This is a genomic window from Pseudomonas sp. MC6 (assembly GCF_054790575.1).
Window position 1 is genome coordinate 1,363,308 of record NZ_CP186504.1, and the last position, 15,543, is coordinate 1,378,850.

A 15,543-nucleotide genomic window follows, 5' to 3' on the forward strand; every position below is an offset into this window, starting at 1 on the left:
TTCAGCTTTTACAGTGGCGCTGGCTGGATGATCTCAACCCAGTAACCATCCGGATCCTTGATGAACGCAAGGCTCTTCATGCGCCCATCGGTCAAGCGCTTCTGGAAATCGCAGCCCAACTCTTCGAAGCGTGCACACGCCGCCACAATATCCGGCACCGAAATGCAGATATGGCCAAAACCACGCGGATCGGTATTGCCGTTGTGGTAAGCGAAATCCGCGTCGTTCTCGGTGCCATGGTTATGGGTCAGTTCGAGGATGCCCGGAATCGACTTCATCCACTCGGTGCGAGAAGCGGCGTCGGCCGGGATCTGTGCTTTGTCGACCAGTGCGAGGAAGTACAGGCTGAACTCGGCCTCGGCGAAGTCACGCTTCTCGACCAGCGAGAAACCCAGTACGCGGGTGTAGAAGTCCAGAGATTTGGTGATGTCTTTGACGCGCAACATGGTGTGGTTGAAGACGAAGTTGCGGGTTGCGCTGTCTGGGGTGGCGGTGACGCCTGGGAAAGTGTTGAGTTCGTGCAGGCTCATGGGCCCTCCAATAACTATGGGCGAGTGAATGGACGCAATGATACGCATGCCTGCCAGCATCGCCAAATGAAAGGGCAGACTTGCCCTGCGTGCAGACGGGCCTCAGACTTTACCGCTCAATCTGCGAGTGCGCCCGGAAATGATCCGACTGTTCAAATCCCTGTTTGTTTTTTCTGTGTTGTCGCTTGTGGCTGTCTGCGCATCGGCGGACGAACCGCGCATTACCTGGCCGGCCGGCTGGGAAGTCGAGGCACTGCCTGAGACAAGTGCACAGGTTTCCCGTCAGCGTGCGGTGAAGAATGACGCCGATGGCAATCAGGTCATGGTGATGGAATTGACCATGACTCAGGTTGAGAAGGACCATCAGGTCAATTTGCAGGGCGTGCTGCTGGAGATGCGCAAGTCGATACAGAAGGACTTCTTCCAGGGTGGCTATCAAAGTGTCTGCAACAAAGTGCATCCGGCCAAGCTGGGTACTTTGCCGGCACTGGAAACCACTTGCACGATCACCGAAAACGGTCGACATGTGTTGTCGCAAACCTTGGTGGCGGCGGTCGAGGCGGACAAGGCTTATGTTCTTTCCTACGCCGGACAAGCTGAGGTTTATAAGGCGAGCGCAGAAGAGATAGTGACGGTGAGAAACAGCTTGAAACTTTAATCCGCTGCACTCTTCACGGCGAAGGTTAGATACCCGAACGGATTAAGCACAAAGTTTAACGCTGACCCTGATCGTAACATCGCGCAGCAAAATGTTTAGCGGTCTGACTCAGCAACGTTACAGAAAACTCGTAACTTGTTCGATGAAATTCATTTCATTTGTTAGATATTGTCAATAAAAAAGCCCTGCATGATGCAGGGCTTTTTTGTTGGCAGGGATTAACCGCGCAACCAGGAATCAACGGTGGAAGCACCGTATTGTTCTTTCCAGGCTTTCAGGCCGCGGTGGTTGCCGCCTTTGGTTTCGATCAATTCACCGGTGTGCGGGTTCTGATAAACCTTGATCACGCGAGCGCGACGGGTTTTAGGTGCTGCAGAGGTCTGCAGACCGGATTTTGCCGGGTTCGGATCGAGGATGGCGATGATTTCTTTCAGGCCTTTGCCGTAGGTTTTCATCAGCCCCTGGAGCTTTTCTTCGAATTCGATTTCTTTCTTGAGCCCGGCATCGTTCTTCAGCGATTCCAGCTGCTTGAGCTGTTCCTGAAGGGCCTTTTCAGCTGCACGAAATTCAGCGAGTCTGGACAATATCTTTACTCCAATAGTGTGTTTGGCTGATACCAACCGCAAACAAAGCTAATAAGCCAAGAGCCTTGAAGCGACTCGGTGATAAATGGCTCACCTGCCAATCTTGCTCAGGGTGAAAAAATTGTAGTAGTTAATGCGCCAAGAGTAAATCCTGATGTTGTCTTCATGTAACAACAGCGGTCTTTTGTATCAATTTGGTGCGTCTGATCGGGACGCTCGTCTTAATCCGGCTTAGTTAATGGTGAGTTAATGCGCTGATGAAGTCCGCAGCAGGCATCGGTTTGCCGAACAGGTAGCCTTGCAGAAAGTTGACATGATGTGCCGTCAGATAATCGGCTTGCGCCTGAGTTTCGACACCTTCGGCAACAATACCCAAATCAAGCTTGGCCGACAGTTCGATAATCGTATCGAGAATGTGTCGGGACAGCGCATCGATGCCGATCATGGCGACGAAACTCTGATCTATCTTCAGGAAGTCGACGTTGAATTTGCGCAAGTAGCCGAGGCTTGAGTGACCGGTGCCGAAGTCGTCAATCGCGATTTTCACGCCCAGTGCATGCAGTTGCTCGAACAGTTGCCGGGTGATGTCAGTCGGCTCGATCAATTCACGCTCGGTCAACTCCAGCACCAGGCTGATGCTGTCGGGCACGAACGCGGCGAGAAACTCCCGGCAGTCCTCCACCAGTTCCAGGTCCTTGCAATGGCTAGCGGTGATATTGATGCCGATGTGAAATGGCGGGGCGAACGTTGATGATAGCGGTCCCAGCACTGCGGCGGTCTGTTGCATCAAGGCGCGAGTCATCGGCACGATCAACCCCGAATGTTCGGCGAATGGAATAAACAGATCTGGGCGCACCAGCCCTTCTTTGGGGTGAGTCCAGCGCATCAAGACTTCGGCTCCCGACCATTTCTTGCTGTCGCCGTGCACCACGGGCTGAAAGTAAGGAATGAACTCGCCGGCCTCAAGCGCGCGGAGCATTTCGTGGCTGGGTGACGTGGAGCGCTTCTGCAAAACATGGCCGATGGCACCCGATACCACGCCAAAAAAGATCAACAAACTAAACAATGGCGGATATTCATCGGCCATGTAGCGCCAGGTTTCGCCCTCGGGAAAACCGGCAGAAACGCTGAACGCATAGCGGGAAGATTCCAGGGTGTTTTGCGCTATCGGCAACGCGGGCAGGGCGCCAGTGTGGACTTTGCCGTCAGCCGACAGCCAGTTATCGCCCACTTGCAACACCAACAGCATGTGCCGTCCGATCAGACGCAAGATATTGCTTAGATGGTAACCATCCAGTGTCGTCAGAGCGCCGCCGCGACCTTCGCTGAGCCGATAGACCAACAGGGCGGTGTCGGGTGTCACCGGGTTGCCATTCATCAGCCACAATTTGCCCTGGTTGTAGTCACCCGCGTTGACGGCTTCCTTGAAGTCGCCAAACAGCGAGCTGCAATAGAGGTTGTCGTCCCACACCAGATTGGTCGAGCGTACAAATGGACGGCGGGTCACTTGTTCGCGCAGGGCGAGTTTGACGTTTTCGCAGGTCTGGCCGGCCAATGGCAACAATTCACGGGCTGCCTGGGCGGTGTTATCGAGCATCAACTCGAACTGGCCCAACGCCTCTTCTGCAGTCTCTCGTGAACTTTGTTCCAGCGTGCGTTCAGCCTGCATGTAAAGGATCGCGCTGCCCACCAGCACTGGAAGCAGACCGCTGAGCAGTGTCACAACGATGCGCGTGCCGCGCATGCGGCGGGGTCTGAGGGTTAACGGCATGGGCGCATCCTGTCGCGATGAATTGAGGCTCGCGAAGGCAGGCCGGATAACGGCGCGCAAATCACATCAGCCATGGGGGAGGATAGATGGCCGAAGGCGCTTGCGCCGCTCATCAGTGCTTCATTCGCGTCGCCAGCTCGATAAAGGCCAGCGTAGCGGGGGACGCCTGGCGCTGATCAAGGACAGCAAGGCCAACCTGACGCTGTACGGCCGGCAATAATGGCTTCTTCACATAGCGAGGCGTTGCCTCCTCCGGCAATGAGCCTTCGGCAACAATCGTAATGGCGTCACCACGGCTGACCGTGTCGAGGGTGCTGAGCAGTTGCGAGCAGCGATAGCGGATGTTTGGTTGTAAACGCGCGGCCATGAACAGCCGCGACACCAGTTCCGCAGAACCAGCCTCGGTCAGCACAAACGGCGCGTCGCACAACTCCTTGAGGCTCAACGCCGAGCGTGTTGCCAGCGGATGGCTGACTGGAAGCAGGGCAACCAGTTGGTCTTCGATCAAGGCAAAGGTGTCGAAGCGCTCCTCGGGCAGCACCACAAAACCGATGTCGATCCGTCGTTCTTCCAGCCATTGAATCACTTGTCGATCCGGCCCTTCATCGATGTGCACTTCGATGCCCGGATGCGCCTGTCGATATTGCCGCAGAATCCTGGGTAACAGTTTGATCGACGAGGTTGGCCCGAACGAGCCGATGCGCAGGGTGCCGGTTTTCATGCCGCGAGCATCGGCGGCTTCCTGGCGCAAGGTGTTGGCCAGCCCGAGCATGGCGCGGGCGCGCAGCAGTAATTGTTCTCCGATGTCACTGAGTTCCACTGAAGAAGAGTGCCGACGCAGCAACTCGACGCCGAGTTCCTGCTCCAACGACTTCATCGCGTGGGATACTGCCGACTGCGAAATCCCCAGCCGATGGGCCGCGAGAGTAAACCCGCGCAACTCGGCAACCAGCGAGAAGATTTCCAGTTGAGTGAGGGTCATGAGTGTTTGCTCATTTTACGATGACAAGAAATGAAGGGAATGATACGGCATTCCTAAAGTTCTTTGGTCTGGAGCCTCATGCGCAACGTCGAGCAACTGCACATAACATCGTCCGACATCGCGGTTTATCTGACACTGGCGGCGGTGACCATGATCTGGGGCGGGACCTTTGTCGCCGGGCGTTTTCTGGCCGGAGGTCTGAGTCCGATCCTCGCGGCCAGCCTGCGCTTCTTGCTCGCCAGTGCGGCGCTGCTCGGCTTCTTGTGGCTAGCGCGGATCCCCTTGGCGCGTCCGGCGCCAAGGCAATGGTTGCAACTGGCGTTGCTAGGGTTCTTCGGGATCTTCTTCTATAACCTGTGCTTTTTTTACGGCCTGCAATACATCAACGCGTCGCGGACCTCGTTGATTGTCGCGTTGAACCCGGCGGTGATCGGTCTTGCCTCGTGGTGGCTGTTCAAAGAACGCTTGGGCCGGGTGAAAGTTGCTGGCATCGCGACCTGTATTGTTGGCGCCGGCCTGGTGATCGTCAGCCGTAATCCACAATTACTGGCTGCAACGCCTGACGCATGGATCGGTGATCTGTTGATCCTTGGCTGCGTGCTGGGTTGGGGTGTTTACTCGTTGTTTTCCCGTGAGCTGAATCAGACGCTGGGGCCGGTGCAGACCGTGACGTACTCGATCCTGATCGGCACGTTCATGTTGTGGGTTCTGGCGGCTGTGCGCGGCGAACTGAGCTGGGAGGCGCTGGATGATCTGGGGCTGCCGCAATGGCTGAGCCTGCTGTACCTCGGCATCCTCGGCTCGGCGCTCGCCTACATCGGTTACTACGACGGCATCCGTAAAATCGGCGCGACGCGCAGCGGGGTGTTTATCGCGCTGAACCCGTTGACGGCCGTAGTCTTCGGCGCTGTGTTGCTGGGCGAGCAACTGACATTGGCCATGTATGGGGGTGGCGTACTGATCCTGACGGGCATTTACCTCTGCAACAAACCCCTTGCACCGGGCGCCAGAAAGCGGATTTTATAGAGAGAGCAGACAAGCCTATTTACGCTGTGTAGAATCGGGTTACGCATACAATAATAATCGTCTTCTGGCAGCAGAAGCCTCGCCCGCAAGAGCCTTGGGTCGACAATGAAGATATTCGGGTTTCAACTGATCTACGGTGACTTCCTCGCCCGCAGTGTGCGTGGCATCTCCTGCGCGCCACCCACCGACCTCACATGACTGACAAATAACCCTGGTTAATTGATAAGAAATGATGAGGTGCCACCATGGCAGATTTATACGAAAACCCTATGGGCCTGATGGGCTTTGAATTCATCGAGCTCGCATCGCCGGTGCCGGGCACCCTGGAACCGATCTTCGAGATCATGGGCTTCACCAAAGTCGCGACCCACCGCTCGAAGAACGTGCACCTGTACCGTCAGGGCGCGATCAACCTGATCCTCAACAACGAACCCAACAGCGTTGCTTCGTACTTCGCTGCCGAGCACGGCCCGTCCGTTTGCGGCATGGCGTTCCGCGTCAAGGATTCGCAGAAAGCCTACAACCGCGCACTCGAACTCGGCGCTCAGCCGATCCACATCGAAACCGGCCCGATGGAGCTGAACCTGCCGGCGATCAAAGGCATCGGCGGCGCGCCGCTGTACCTGATCGACCGTTTCGGCGAAGGCAGCTCGATCTATGACATCGACTTCGTGTTTATCGAAGGCGTTGACCGCAACCCGGTCGGTGCTGGCCTGAAGATCATCGACCACCTGACCCACAACGTGTATCGCGGTCGCATGGCTTACTGGGCGAACTTCTACGAGAAGCTGTTCAACTTCCGCGAGATCCGTTACTTCGACATCAAGGGCGAATACACCGGCCTGACTTCGAAAGCGATGACCGCACCGGACGGCATGATCCGCATCCCGCTGAACGAAGAATCGTCCAAAGGCGCGGGTCAGATCGAAGAGTTCCTGATGCAGTTCAACGGCGAGGGCATTCAGCACGTGGCGTTCCTCACCGACGACCTGATCAAGACCTGGGATCAGTTGAAGAAGATCGGCATGCGCTTCATGACCGCGCCGCCGGACACCTACTACGAAATGCTCGAAGGCCGTCTGCCTAACCACGGCGAACCGGTTGATCAGCTGCAATCGCGCGGCATCCTGCTCGACGGCGCCTCGGAACAGGGCGACAAGCGTCTGCTGCTGCAGATCTTCTCGGAAACCCTGATGGGCCCGGTGTTCTTCGAATTCATCCAGCGCAAGGGCGATGATGGTTTCGGTGAAGGTAACTTCAAGGCACTGTTCGAATCGATCGAGCGTGATCAGGTGCGACGTGGTGTGCTTGCCACTGAGTAATCGACCACTGAAATGAAAAATCCCGGCCTGCAGCGATGCAGGGCCGGGATTTCTTTCAAGATCAAAAGATCGCAGCCTGCGGCAGCTCCTACAGGAAATACGCATTCCAAATGTAGGAGCTGCCGCAGGCTGCGATCTTTTGCTTTAAGGACGGCTTTGGCGCATCAAGTGTTTAAAGCCTTCAAACACCAGCACAATCACCGCCAGCCAGATCGGAATATACGTCAGCCATTCACCGGACTTGATGCTCTCACCGAGCAGCAACGCCACACCGAGCAGCAACACCGGCTCAACATAACTCAACAAGCCAAACAGGCTGAACGGCAGCAAGCGGCTGGCGATGATGTACACCACCAACGCCGACGCACTGATCAGGCCGAGCAAGGGGATCAGCCACATCAGCCCCGGGTACTGATCAAACACGCCAAAGCCTTGCTCGCCACCGTGCACAAACCACCAGGCGACGGGGAGCATCAGCGTCATGTCGACCCACAAGCCGCCAAGATTGTCAGTCTTCAGGTATTTGCGCAGCACGAAGTACAGCGGGTAGCCAACCACGACCACCAGTGTCGCCCAGGAAAATCCGCCGACCTGGTACAGCTCGTTCACAACACCCAGGGATGCGAAGAACACCGCGACTTTTTGCAGGTACGACAGGCTTTCGCCGTAGGCAATCCTTCCGGTCAGGACCATCGCCAGTGGCAGCAGGAAGTAACCCAGCGAAACATCGAGACTGTAGCCGTTGAGCGGCGCCCACATGAACAGCCACAGTTGCACACCGAGCAGGGCAGCCGAGACGATCAACCCGGCGACCAGTTTTGGTTTTGCCGCGACCACACGAACCAGTTCCAGCACCCGCCGCCATTCCCCGGACACCAGCATGAACACGGTCATGCATGGCACGGTCAGCAGCATCCGCCAGCCGAAAATCTCTACGCCACTCAACGGTGTGAGCAGCGAAGTGTAGTAATACATGACGGCAAACAGCACCGAGGCTGAAACCGATAGAGCGATACCTTTAGACAAACTGTCCTCGCGGGAGTTGATGGTCAAACGGGCGCGAAGGATACGTGGTTTTTGTGCTGAATATTGGCCGGATGCTCAATATTATTCACACGCATTCCTTGTGGGAGCTGCCGCAGGCTGCGATCTTTTGACCTTGACTTAAAAGTCGACGTCACTGCGCAACCTTCAACGGATTGCCGAAGCGCATCAAGTACATCTCGCCGAACTTGTAGGAGGCGTAATCGGTGATATGACCAATATCACGATAGACCGGCAAACCGTCGACGGTGGTCATACACGCGTCGTCTTTGCATTGCACGATTTTCGGGTCAATGACGATCAAACCGGGATATTCGGTCTTCAGGTCATTGAACAGTTGTTCCAGCACCGGCTCTTTTGCGCCAGACCATGGCGCCGTAGCGCAGAGGCTGCTTTGCTCGGCACTGCCCATCAAGCCGCGCAGCTTGACCTGTTGCAGCAGGCAGGTGTTGATCCCCGCAGGCATGGGCAACGTATTTTCCAGAAAAACCGGCGTCGCACCGGATTCGACAATGATATCGAGGGCCTTGCGGATCGCTGTGCCGAGGCGTTGTCTTGACAGTTCCGGGCTGCGCGGGTCATCGAGTTGGGTGACGATGTCATCGTCGAGATAGGCCTCCCAGAACTGACCCACGATCACATACCTGAAATGCCGCTTCGCGATCATGTCGTAATAGCGTTGAGCGGCGTTGTGGCATTTTTGATACAGCCCGTTCGTGTATTTATTCACGTCATAGAGGTAGATATCGGGCAAGGCCAGGCACGCCGGGTAGCCCTGTGTGAGCACGGCAAGATTGGCGTCTTTGGCCAGTGTTTCCACAAAGCCCCAGTAATGATTCGAAAACGAATCGCCCATCAGCAATATTTGCGGTGCAGCCTGTGTGGCGCCCGATATACAGCCAGGGTCGGCGCCATCGCTGACCCCCAGGCATCCCTCGCGACTGGCCGGAACAGACGCTTTCAAGCCGTTGAACACGTCGTTGTAGCCTTGGTTGAAGCGGTTCGGACCAGCCTTCTTGTCTGACGCTGGCAGCGTGGAGCAGAGACAGGCCGATCGCCGGCACGATCATCAGCACGACCAGGGTTTTGGTAAAGCCGAGCCGGGCCTTTCGAAAGCGGTTTTCGATCAGCACATAGCAGAGCCAGGCCGTGGCGAAAGTGCAGACGAAGTAAACAATCGTCATCGGCGGGGTGAGCGCGATGCCCATGTAACTCATCACTGCGAGGATCGGCCAGTGCCACAAGTACAAGGAGTACGAAAGCGTGCCAATAAACACCAAGGGTTTGAACGCCAGCAGTTTCGAGGTGACGCTCGCATCGCCAACACCCTTAAACAGTAAGGCCGCCGTAGCGAGGCACACGGCAATGGCGTGGTATCGCGGAAAGCCCGGCAGGATATCTTCCAGGGTGGCGCAGTAGATGATTGTCGCCAGCGAAAGCGCGCAGACCAGCGTGGCGCTCAGGCGATTGAGCCTGAACGTGTGCGTGCTGAAGATGACCGCACAGGAGCCAATCATCAATTCGAAGATTCGCGCAGTGAAGAAGTAGTAGTTCTTTTCAGGAGCCGAGTAAGACAGATACAGCGCGAGCGCCATGGCCGCCAGGGTCAAACCGAGCACCGCCGCTTTGAACAGGCTTTTCGCCAGATAACGGTTGAGCAACCAGAGGCCCAGTGGCAGCGCCAGATACCACTGCCATTCAATGGCCAGCGACCAGGTGTGCAAGAGCGGCAGACTGGCCGCATCGGGCGTGGCGTAACCCGTGGTTACTTTGGAAAAGTACTGGTTGGAGATGATTAACGAGGTGTATTTCTCGCTTTTGAGAAAGTCGACATAGTCATCGGGCAAGTAAAGCAACGTTGTGACTATCAGCGTTGCGCCCAGCAACGCAATAACGGCCGGTTGCAGGCGCCAGATGCGCCGCGTGTAGAACCCCGAGAAAGTGAACGTGCCGTTGTTCAGCGACTTCATGATGATTGCGGTGGTCAAATAACCGGAGATCACGAAGAAGATATCGACGCCGATAAACCCGGACGGGAAGAACGTCAGGCCGCCGTGGAAAATCAGCACCAGCAACACCGCGATTGCGCGCAGGCCGTCGATATCCGCACGGTAATCAATCGAGGGTTTGCGATCCCCGACAGTTGCGGTTGCTGCCGGCTCAGGAAACTTATCGGCAAACAGTTTGAACAGCAGCCCGCGCAAAGGCTTCCTGGATACCTCAACGGGGCGATTGAGCATGTATTAAATCCTTGGTTATTTCTGAACGCTCAATCAAATCATCCGTTTGATCGCGCTTGCTTCAACGAAAAACAGCCGATTGTATCGGCTGTTGCTGAACAAGGGAAAATGCTTAAACCAATTGCGGTTTACGCCCCGACACAAAATGACTGACATCGTTGAATCCCGGCGTCGATGCATGGCCCGGCGTCACCAGAGAATCGATAAACGCCTCATCTGCTGCGGTGATCTTCACGGTCTGCGCCTTGGTGTATGCATCCCATTGCGCTTCAGTTCGCGGCCCGACAATCGCCGACGTCACCGCACTGTTGTTCAACACCCAGGCAATCGCAAACTCGACCATGCCGACGCCGCGCTGCTCGGTGTACTGCTGAATCTGCTGGGCGATGCGCAGCGATTCCACGCGCCACTCGGTTTCCAGAATGCGCTTGTCCTGACGCCCGGCACGGCTGTTGGCATCCGGTGTAGCGTCCGGCGCGTATTTGCCGCTGAGCACGCCACGGGCCAGCGGACTGTAAGGCACCACGCCCAGGCCATAGGTTTGCGCCGCGGTGATCTGCTCGGTCTCGGCCTGACGGTTGACGATGTTGTACAACGGCTGGCTGATCACCGGGCGATCAACGCCGAGTTTGTCGGCGATACGAATCACCTCGGCAATCCGCCAGCCGCGATAGTTCGACAGGCCCCAGTAGCGAATTTTTCCCTGGCGAATCAGATCACCAATCGCCGAAACGCTGACCTCCAGAGGCGTGTTGTGGTCTTCACGGTGCAGGTAATAGATGTCGAGATAGTCCGTGCCGAGCCGGGTCAGGCTGGCATCGATGCCATTGAAAATGTGTTTGCGGCTCAAACCGCTACGATTCGGCACACCGTCCACCGGGCCGAAACCGACCTTGGTTGCCAGCACCCACTCATGCCGATGTCGGGCAATCGCTTCACCGACGATCTCTTCGGAGCGACCGTTGGTGTAGACGTCAGCGGTGTCGATGAAATTGATCCCCTGATCCCAGGCCTTATCGATGATACGCAGTGAATCCTCAGCGCTGGTCTGCTCGCCAAACATCATCGTACCGAGGGTGAGGGTGGACACCTGCAACCCCGAGTGCCCGAGTATGCGAAAGCTCATGCCGAAATCCTTTTGTCGGTGGGAAAGGGTTAATCAAATACCAGAAGCGTGCGATGCGGCAAAGTGAATATTGGCTCATCCGACGTTTCGGGAGGGCTGGGGTGAGGGGGAAAAGATCTACAGACCACCACAAAAACCAAGCCAGATACCCAACGAAAAACGACCCTGAAAAGGGCCGTTCTTTCTTTCATCAAAACCTTAAGCCCGCAACGTCCGCGTCATGCGCAACGCCAGCAAACTCCCGCCGACAATCACCGCCGCCAGCAGATACAACGCAGCATCGGTCGACCCCGTGCTGTCCTTGACCCAACCCACCAGGTACGGGCTAAGGAACCCAGCCATCTGCCCCATCGAGTTGATCAACGCCAGACCACCGGCCGCGGCACCGGCGCTCAACATCGCCGTCGGCACCGGCCAGAACATCGGCAGGCCGGTCAGTGCGCCCATGGTGGCAATGGTCAGGCCGAGAATCGCAATCGCCGGATTGGCCGCGAAATTCACCGCGATCACCAGACCGATCGCGCCCATCAGCATCGGCACCACCAAATGCCAGCGGCGTTCCTTGCGCAAATCCGCCGACCGCCCGACCACCAGCATGAACACCGCCGCCAGCAGATACGGAATCGCACTCAGCCAACCGATCACCAGGTTATCGCTGAAACCGAGGTTCTTGATGATCGACGGCAACCAGAAGTTGATCGCGTACACGCCGCTCTGGATGCAGAAGTAAATCAGGCCGAACGCCCAGATCGCCGGGTTCTTGAACACCGCCAACAGCGAGTCGGAGGTGGTTTTTGGTTTGTTCGCCAAGTCTTCAGCTTGATCCGCCTCAAGCACCGCACGCTCATGCGGGCTCAGCCATTTGGCGTTGGCGAAGCTGTCGCTCAGGAGGAAATAGGCGAGGGCGCCGAGGATGACGGTAGGAATGCCTTGCAGCAGAAACATCCACTGCCAGCCGGCCAAACCACCTTGCCCTGCGGCGAAGTGATTGAGAATCCAGCCAGAGAACGGGCTGCCGAGCAGACCGGAAACCGGGATCGCCGACATGAACAGCGCCATGATCCGGCCACGGCGGAAGGTCGGGAACCATTGCGAGAGGTACAACACGACGCCCGGGAAGAACCCGGCTTCGGCCGCACCGGTGAACAGGCGCAGCGTGTAGAACTCGGTCGGGGTGGTGACGAACAGCAGGCAGGTCGACAGCGTGCCCCAAGTGATCATCATCACGGCAATCCAGCGCCGTGGGCCGAATCTGGTCAGGGCCAGGTTGCTCGGCACGCCGCAGAGCACGTAGCCGATGAAGAAGATACCGGCACCGAGGCCGTACACGGTTTCGCTGAATTTCAGTGCGTCGAGCATCTGCAGTTTGGCAAATCCAACGTTGACCCGGTCGAGGTAGTTGAACAGGTAGCAGATGAAAATGAAGGGGATCAAACGCAGGGTGATGCGTTTGTAGACGGCGTTTTTATCGTCATCGATGGTCTGGGTAGCTGCGGCGCTCTGCGACATAGCGGCTCTCTCTTTATTATGATTTTTTGCGATGCAAAGGGTAACGTTGATCGCCCCGAGAGTCTCGGTCACCTTTGGCCGGATTGTCTTTGTGCCTGAGCACAGGGTTTGCCGCCAGACCCTGTGCGGGTGAACAACCGACTGCCGCGTTTTTCAAGGATCTTGCCCATCATGTTTGAACTCGATCACGACCTCGCCCAGGACATCGTCGACCGGGCCATGGCCATTTTGCCCTACAACGTCAACGTCATGGACAGCCAGGGGCTGATCCTCGGCAGCGGCGAACCGGAGCGCATCAATACCCGTCACGAAGGCGCGCAACTGGTGCTGGCCAATGGTCGCGTGGTGGAGATCGATGCGCAGACCGCTGTGCATCTCAAAGGCGTGCAACCGGGTATCAATCTGCCGCTGTTGCTCGACCAACGCTTGATCGGCGTGCTCGGGATTACCGGCGAACCAGAGCAACTGCGTACGTACGCAGAACTGGTGCGCATGACCGCCGAGATGCTCGTCGGCCAGCGCAACCAACAGGCCGAACAGCAATGGCGGCGCCAGCGCTGTGATGACTTGCTGGCGTTGTTGTTGAGCGAGGCGGGGGACTCGCCGCGTCTGGTCGATGAAGCGCAACAGCTTGGACTCAAACCGCAATTGACGCGGGTGCCGTATCTTTTTGAGCTGGGCCTTGAACATGGGCCGGGGCAAACCGTCGAGGCGCTGAGTGCCTGGCTGATGTCGCGTTATCCCGATAGCTGGTGTGTGAGTTCGGCGAAGTCATCGCTGCTGTGGTGTCGCCCGGCGACTCAGCACGTCGAGCATGACCGCTTGCTGGAAAAACTCGATGGTCTGGGCTGGAAGGTGCTGCGCATTGCCGTGGGCGGACAGGCTGATGGGCTCACCGGATTGCGCCGTTGTTATCGACGGGTCGGCGACTTGCTCGCCTATGGCCGGGAAGTGTTGCCGCACTCGCGGTTGCTGACGCTGAACCGCTATCGATTGCCGGTAATGCTGTGGCGGCATCGTAACGATGATGCGCTGGACGAACTGCTCAAACCCTTGCGCAAAGTGATCGCCAAGGACGCCAACGGGCAGTTGCTGGCGACGCTGCGCAGTTGGTGTGAGCACGATGGCCAGAGTCAGGCGTGTGCCGATGCATTGGGGATTCATCGCAACAGCCTGCGTTATCGGATGGAGCGGATTGCCGAGTTGAGCGGGGTTGATCCGCTCAGGCTGGATGGGATGTTGGCGCTGTATCTTGGGGTGCAGTTGCTGCCGCAGACTGATCCGAACTGATTGGGCGCCTTCAAAGACGCCATCGCGAGCAGGCTCACTCCTACATTTGGAATGCATTCCCCTGTAGGAGTGAGCCTGCTCGCGATGGCGGCGGTACATTCACCGCAGAGCCTTTTGTGAAAATGAACAATAAACGCCCCCGCCACTTGTGCAGCGGACAGGCGTCAAGGCGCGGGCCGACTGGCAGCATGAGGGGCATTGCAACCGGAGAATTCGCATGAAGATCGTCATCGCCCCCGACTCGTTCAAGGACAGCCTGAGTGCCCAAGGCGTCGCTGAAGCCATTGCCCTTGGCCTGGCCCAGGTCTGGCCGCAGGCCACACTGGTCAAATGCCCGATGGCCGATGGCGGCGAAGGCACGGTCGAATCGATTCTGGCTGCCTGCGAAGGCGAACTGCGCCGCACTCGTGTGCGTGGCCCGTTGGGCGCGTCGGTTGACGCGGCGTGGGGCTGGTTGCCACACAATCACACCGCAATCATCGAAATGGCCGAGGCCAGCGGCCTGCAATTGGTGCCGCTCGGCCAACGCGATGCCTGCATCAGCAGCACTTTCGGCACCGGCGAACTGATCCGTGCCGCGCTGGATGCCGGCGCGCAACGGGTGATTCTGGCGATTGGTGGTAGTGCGACCAACGATGGCGGCGCCGGGGCCATGCAGGCGCTGGGCGTGAAGTTGCTCGATGCGCAGCATCAGTCGCTGGTGCCCGGCGGCTTGGCACTGGCGCAACTGGCGCAGCTGGACTTGAGTGAACTCGACCCGCGTCTGGCGCAGGTGCGCTTCGATATCGCCGCAGACGTCAACAACCCGCTGTGCGGCCCGCACGGTGCTTCGGCGATTTTCGGCCCGCAGAAAGGCGCGTCACCTGCGCAGGTGCAGCAACTCGATCAGGCGTTGGGGCACTTCGCCGAACTGTGCGCGCAAGCATTGGGCAAAGACGTACGTGACGAACCGGGTAGCGGCGCGGCGGGTGGTTTGGGGTTTGCCGCCAAGGCCTTTCTCGGCGCGCAATTTCAAGCCGGGGTTGAAGTGGTTGCCGAACTGGTCGGCCTCGCCGAAGCCGTTAAAGGCGCCGACCTGGTGATTACCGGGGAAGGGCGCTTCGATGCCCAGACCTTGCGCGGCAAGACACCGTTCGGTGTCGCACGGATTGCCAAACAGCACGCCGTGCCGGTGATCGTCATCGCCGGCACCTTGGGCGAGGGTTACCAAGAACTTTACGATCACGGCATCGATGCGGCCTTCGCCGTGACCAGTGGCCCGATGACGCTGGAGCAGGCCTGCGCCGAGGCTCCGCGTTTGTTGCGCGAACGCGCTACCGATATTGCCCGCGTCTGGCAGATGGCGAAACACAACGTGTGAAACAGGTCCACAGGGTGTTTCAATCTTGTAACACCCTGAAAAATAGTTACCCCTGACCCGCAATCTTCCTAAAGCCTGGCCGATACAGCTATCAGGCGCGC

The 15,543-nt window shown here is 57.6% G+C and carries 13 protein-coding genes and 1 pseudogene; 5 read left to right on the forward strand and 9 right to left on the reverse strand.

Annotation, left to right across the window (positions count from 1 at the left end):
* Window positions 1-8: 8 nt before the first annotated feature.
* Window positions 9-530 (reverse strand): lactoylglutathione lyase, encoded by a 522-nt coding sequence (gloA, locus tag ACOYXE_RS06255; protein WP_160058158.1) that lies wholly within the window; start codon window positions 528-530, stop codon window positions 9-11.
* A gap of 139 nt (window positions 531-669) precedes the next feature.
* On the opposite strand from gloA, the gene ACOYXE_RS06260 reads away from it, so the two are divergent.
* The gene (locus ACOYXE_RS06260; protein ID WP_160058156.1) at window positions 670-1,188 is read left to right on the forward strand and encodes a DUF4946 domain-containing protein; all 519 of its coding nucleotides are present in this window, start codon (window positions 670-672) and stop codon (window positions 1,186-1,188) included.
* Window positions 1,189-1,406: 218 nt separating this feature from the next.
* On the opposite strand, the gene ACOYXE_RS06265 is transcribed toward ACOYXE_RS06260, so the two are convergent.
* The 3 genes from ACOYXE_RS06265 to ACOYXE_RS06275 form a co-directional block, all read right to left on the reverse strand.
* Window positions 1,407-1,772 (reverse strand): histone-like nucleoid-structuring protein, MvaT/MvaU family, encoded by a 366-nt coding sequence (locus ACOYXE_RS06265; RefSeq protein ID WP_160058154.1) that lies wholly within the window; start codon window positions 1,770-1,772, stop codon window positions 1,407-1,409.
* Between the two features lie 235 nt (window positions 1,773-2,007).
* Complete coding sequence (locus ACOYXE_RS06270) at window positions 2,008-3,543, reverse strand: EAL domain-containing protein (RefSeq protein WP_460928231.1); 1,536 nt, start codon at window positions 3,541-3,543, stop codon at window positions 2,008-2,010.
* A gap of 112 nt (window positions 3,544-3,655) precedes the next feature.
* Window positions 3,656-4,525: a LysR family transcriptional regulator gene (locus ACOYXE_RS06275; protein ID WP_460928232.1), complete on the reverse strand. Its 870-nt coding sequence runs from the start codon at window positions 4,523-4,525 to the stop codon at window positions 3,656-3,658.
* A gap of 78 nt (window positions 4,526-4,603) precedes the next feature.
* On the opposite strand from ACOYXE_RS06275, the gene ACOYXE_RS06280 reads away from it, so the two are divergent.
* A complete protein-coding gene (locus tag ACOYXE_RS06280; RefSeq protein ID WP_460928234.1) occupies window positions 4,604-5,551 on the forward strand; it encodes a DMT family transporter in 948 nt (315 codons plus the stop codon).
* 245 nt (window positions 5,552-5,796) lie between these two features.
* Complete coding sequence (gene hppD / locus ACOYXE_RS06285; RefSeq protein ID WP_007912211.1) at window positions 5,797-6,873, forward strand: 4-hydroxyphenylpyruvate dioxygenase; 1,077 nt, start codon at window positions 5,797-5,799, stop codon at window positions 6,871-6,873.
* Between the two features lie 144 nt (window positions 6,874-7,017).
* Here hppD and rarD read toward each other — a convergent pair whose 3' ends face one another.
* The 5 genes and pseudogenes from rarD to ACOYXE_RS06310 all read right to left on the reverse strand — a co-directional run bounded on the left by rarD (window position 7,018) and on the right by ACOYXE_RS06310 (window position 12,792).
* Window positions 7,018-7,899, reverse strand: a complete 882-nt coding sequence (gene rarD, locus ACOYXE_RS06290) for an EamA family transporter RarD (RefSeq protein WP_405123565.1) — start codon at window positions 7,897-7,899, stop codon at window positions 7,018-7,020.
* 151 nt (window positions 7,900-8,050) lie between these two features.
* Window positions 8,051-8,773: an SGNH hydrolase domain-containing protein gene (locus tag ACOYXE_RS06295; RefSeq protein ID WP_460928236.1), complete on the reverse strand. Its 723-nt coding sequence runs from the start codon at window positions 8,771-8,773 to the stop codon at window positions 8,051-8,053.
* A 337-nt stretch (window positions 8,774-9,110) separates the two neighbouring features.
* Window positions 9,111-10,157, reverse strand: a pseudogene (locus ACOYXE_RS06300) (acyltransferase family protein); the annotation flags it as partial.
* Window positions 10,158-10,269: 112 nt separating this feature from the next.
* The gene (locus ACOYXE_RS06305; protein WP_160058142.1) at window positions 10,270-11,283 is read right to left on the reverse strand and encodes an aldo/keto reductase; all 1,014 of its coding nucleotides are present in this window, start codon (window positions 11,281-11,283) and stop codon (window positions 10,270-10,272) included.
* A gap of 198 nt (window positions 11,284-11,481) precedes the next feature.
* Window positions 11,482-12,792 carry an MFS transporter gene (locus ACOYXE_RS06310; protein ID WP_160058141.1) on the reverse strand — a complete coding sequence of 437 codons (1,311 nt, stop codon included), beginning with the start codon at window positions 12,790-12,792 and terminating at the stop codon, window positions 11,482-11,484.
* 171 nt (window positions 12,793-12,963) lie between these two features.
* Here ACOYXE_RS06310 and ACOYXE_RS06315 point away from each other — a divergent pair, with 171 nt between their 5' ends.
* Entirely contained in the window at window positions 12,964-14,082 is a 1,119-nt protein-coding gene (locus tag ACOYXE_RS06315; RefSeq protein ID WP_160058139.1) for a sugar diacid recognition domain-containing protein, read from the forward strand.
* Window positions 14,083-14,299: 217 nt separating this feature from the next.
* Window positions 14,300-15,442, forward strand: coding sequence for a glycerate kinase (locus ACOYXE_RS06320; protein WP_460928239.1), 1,143 nt, complete (start codon window positions 14,300-14,302; stop codon window positions 15,440-15,442).
* The last annotated feature ends 101 nt before the right edge of the window (window positions 15,443-15,543 follow it).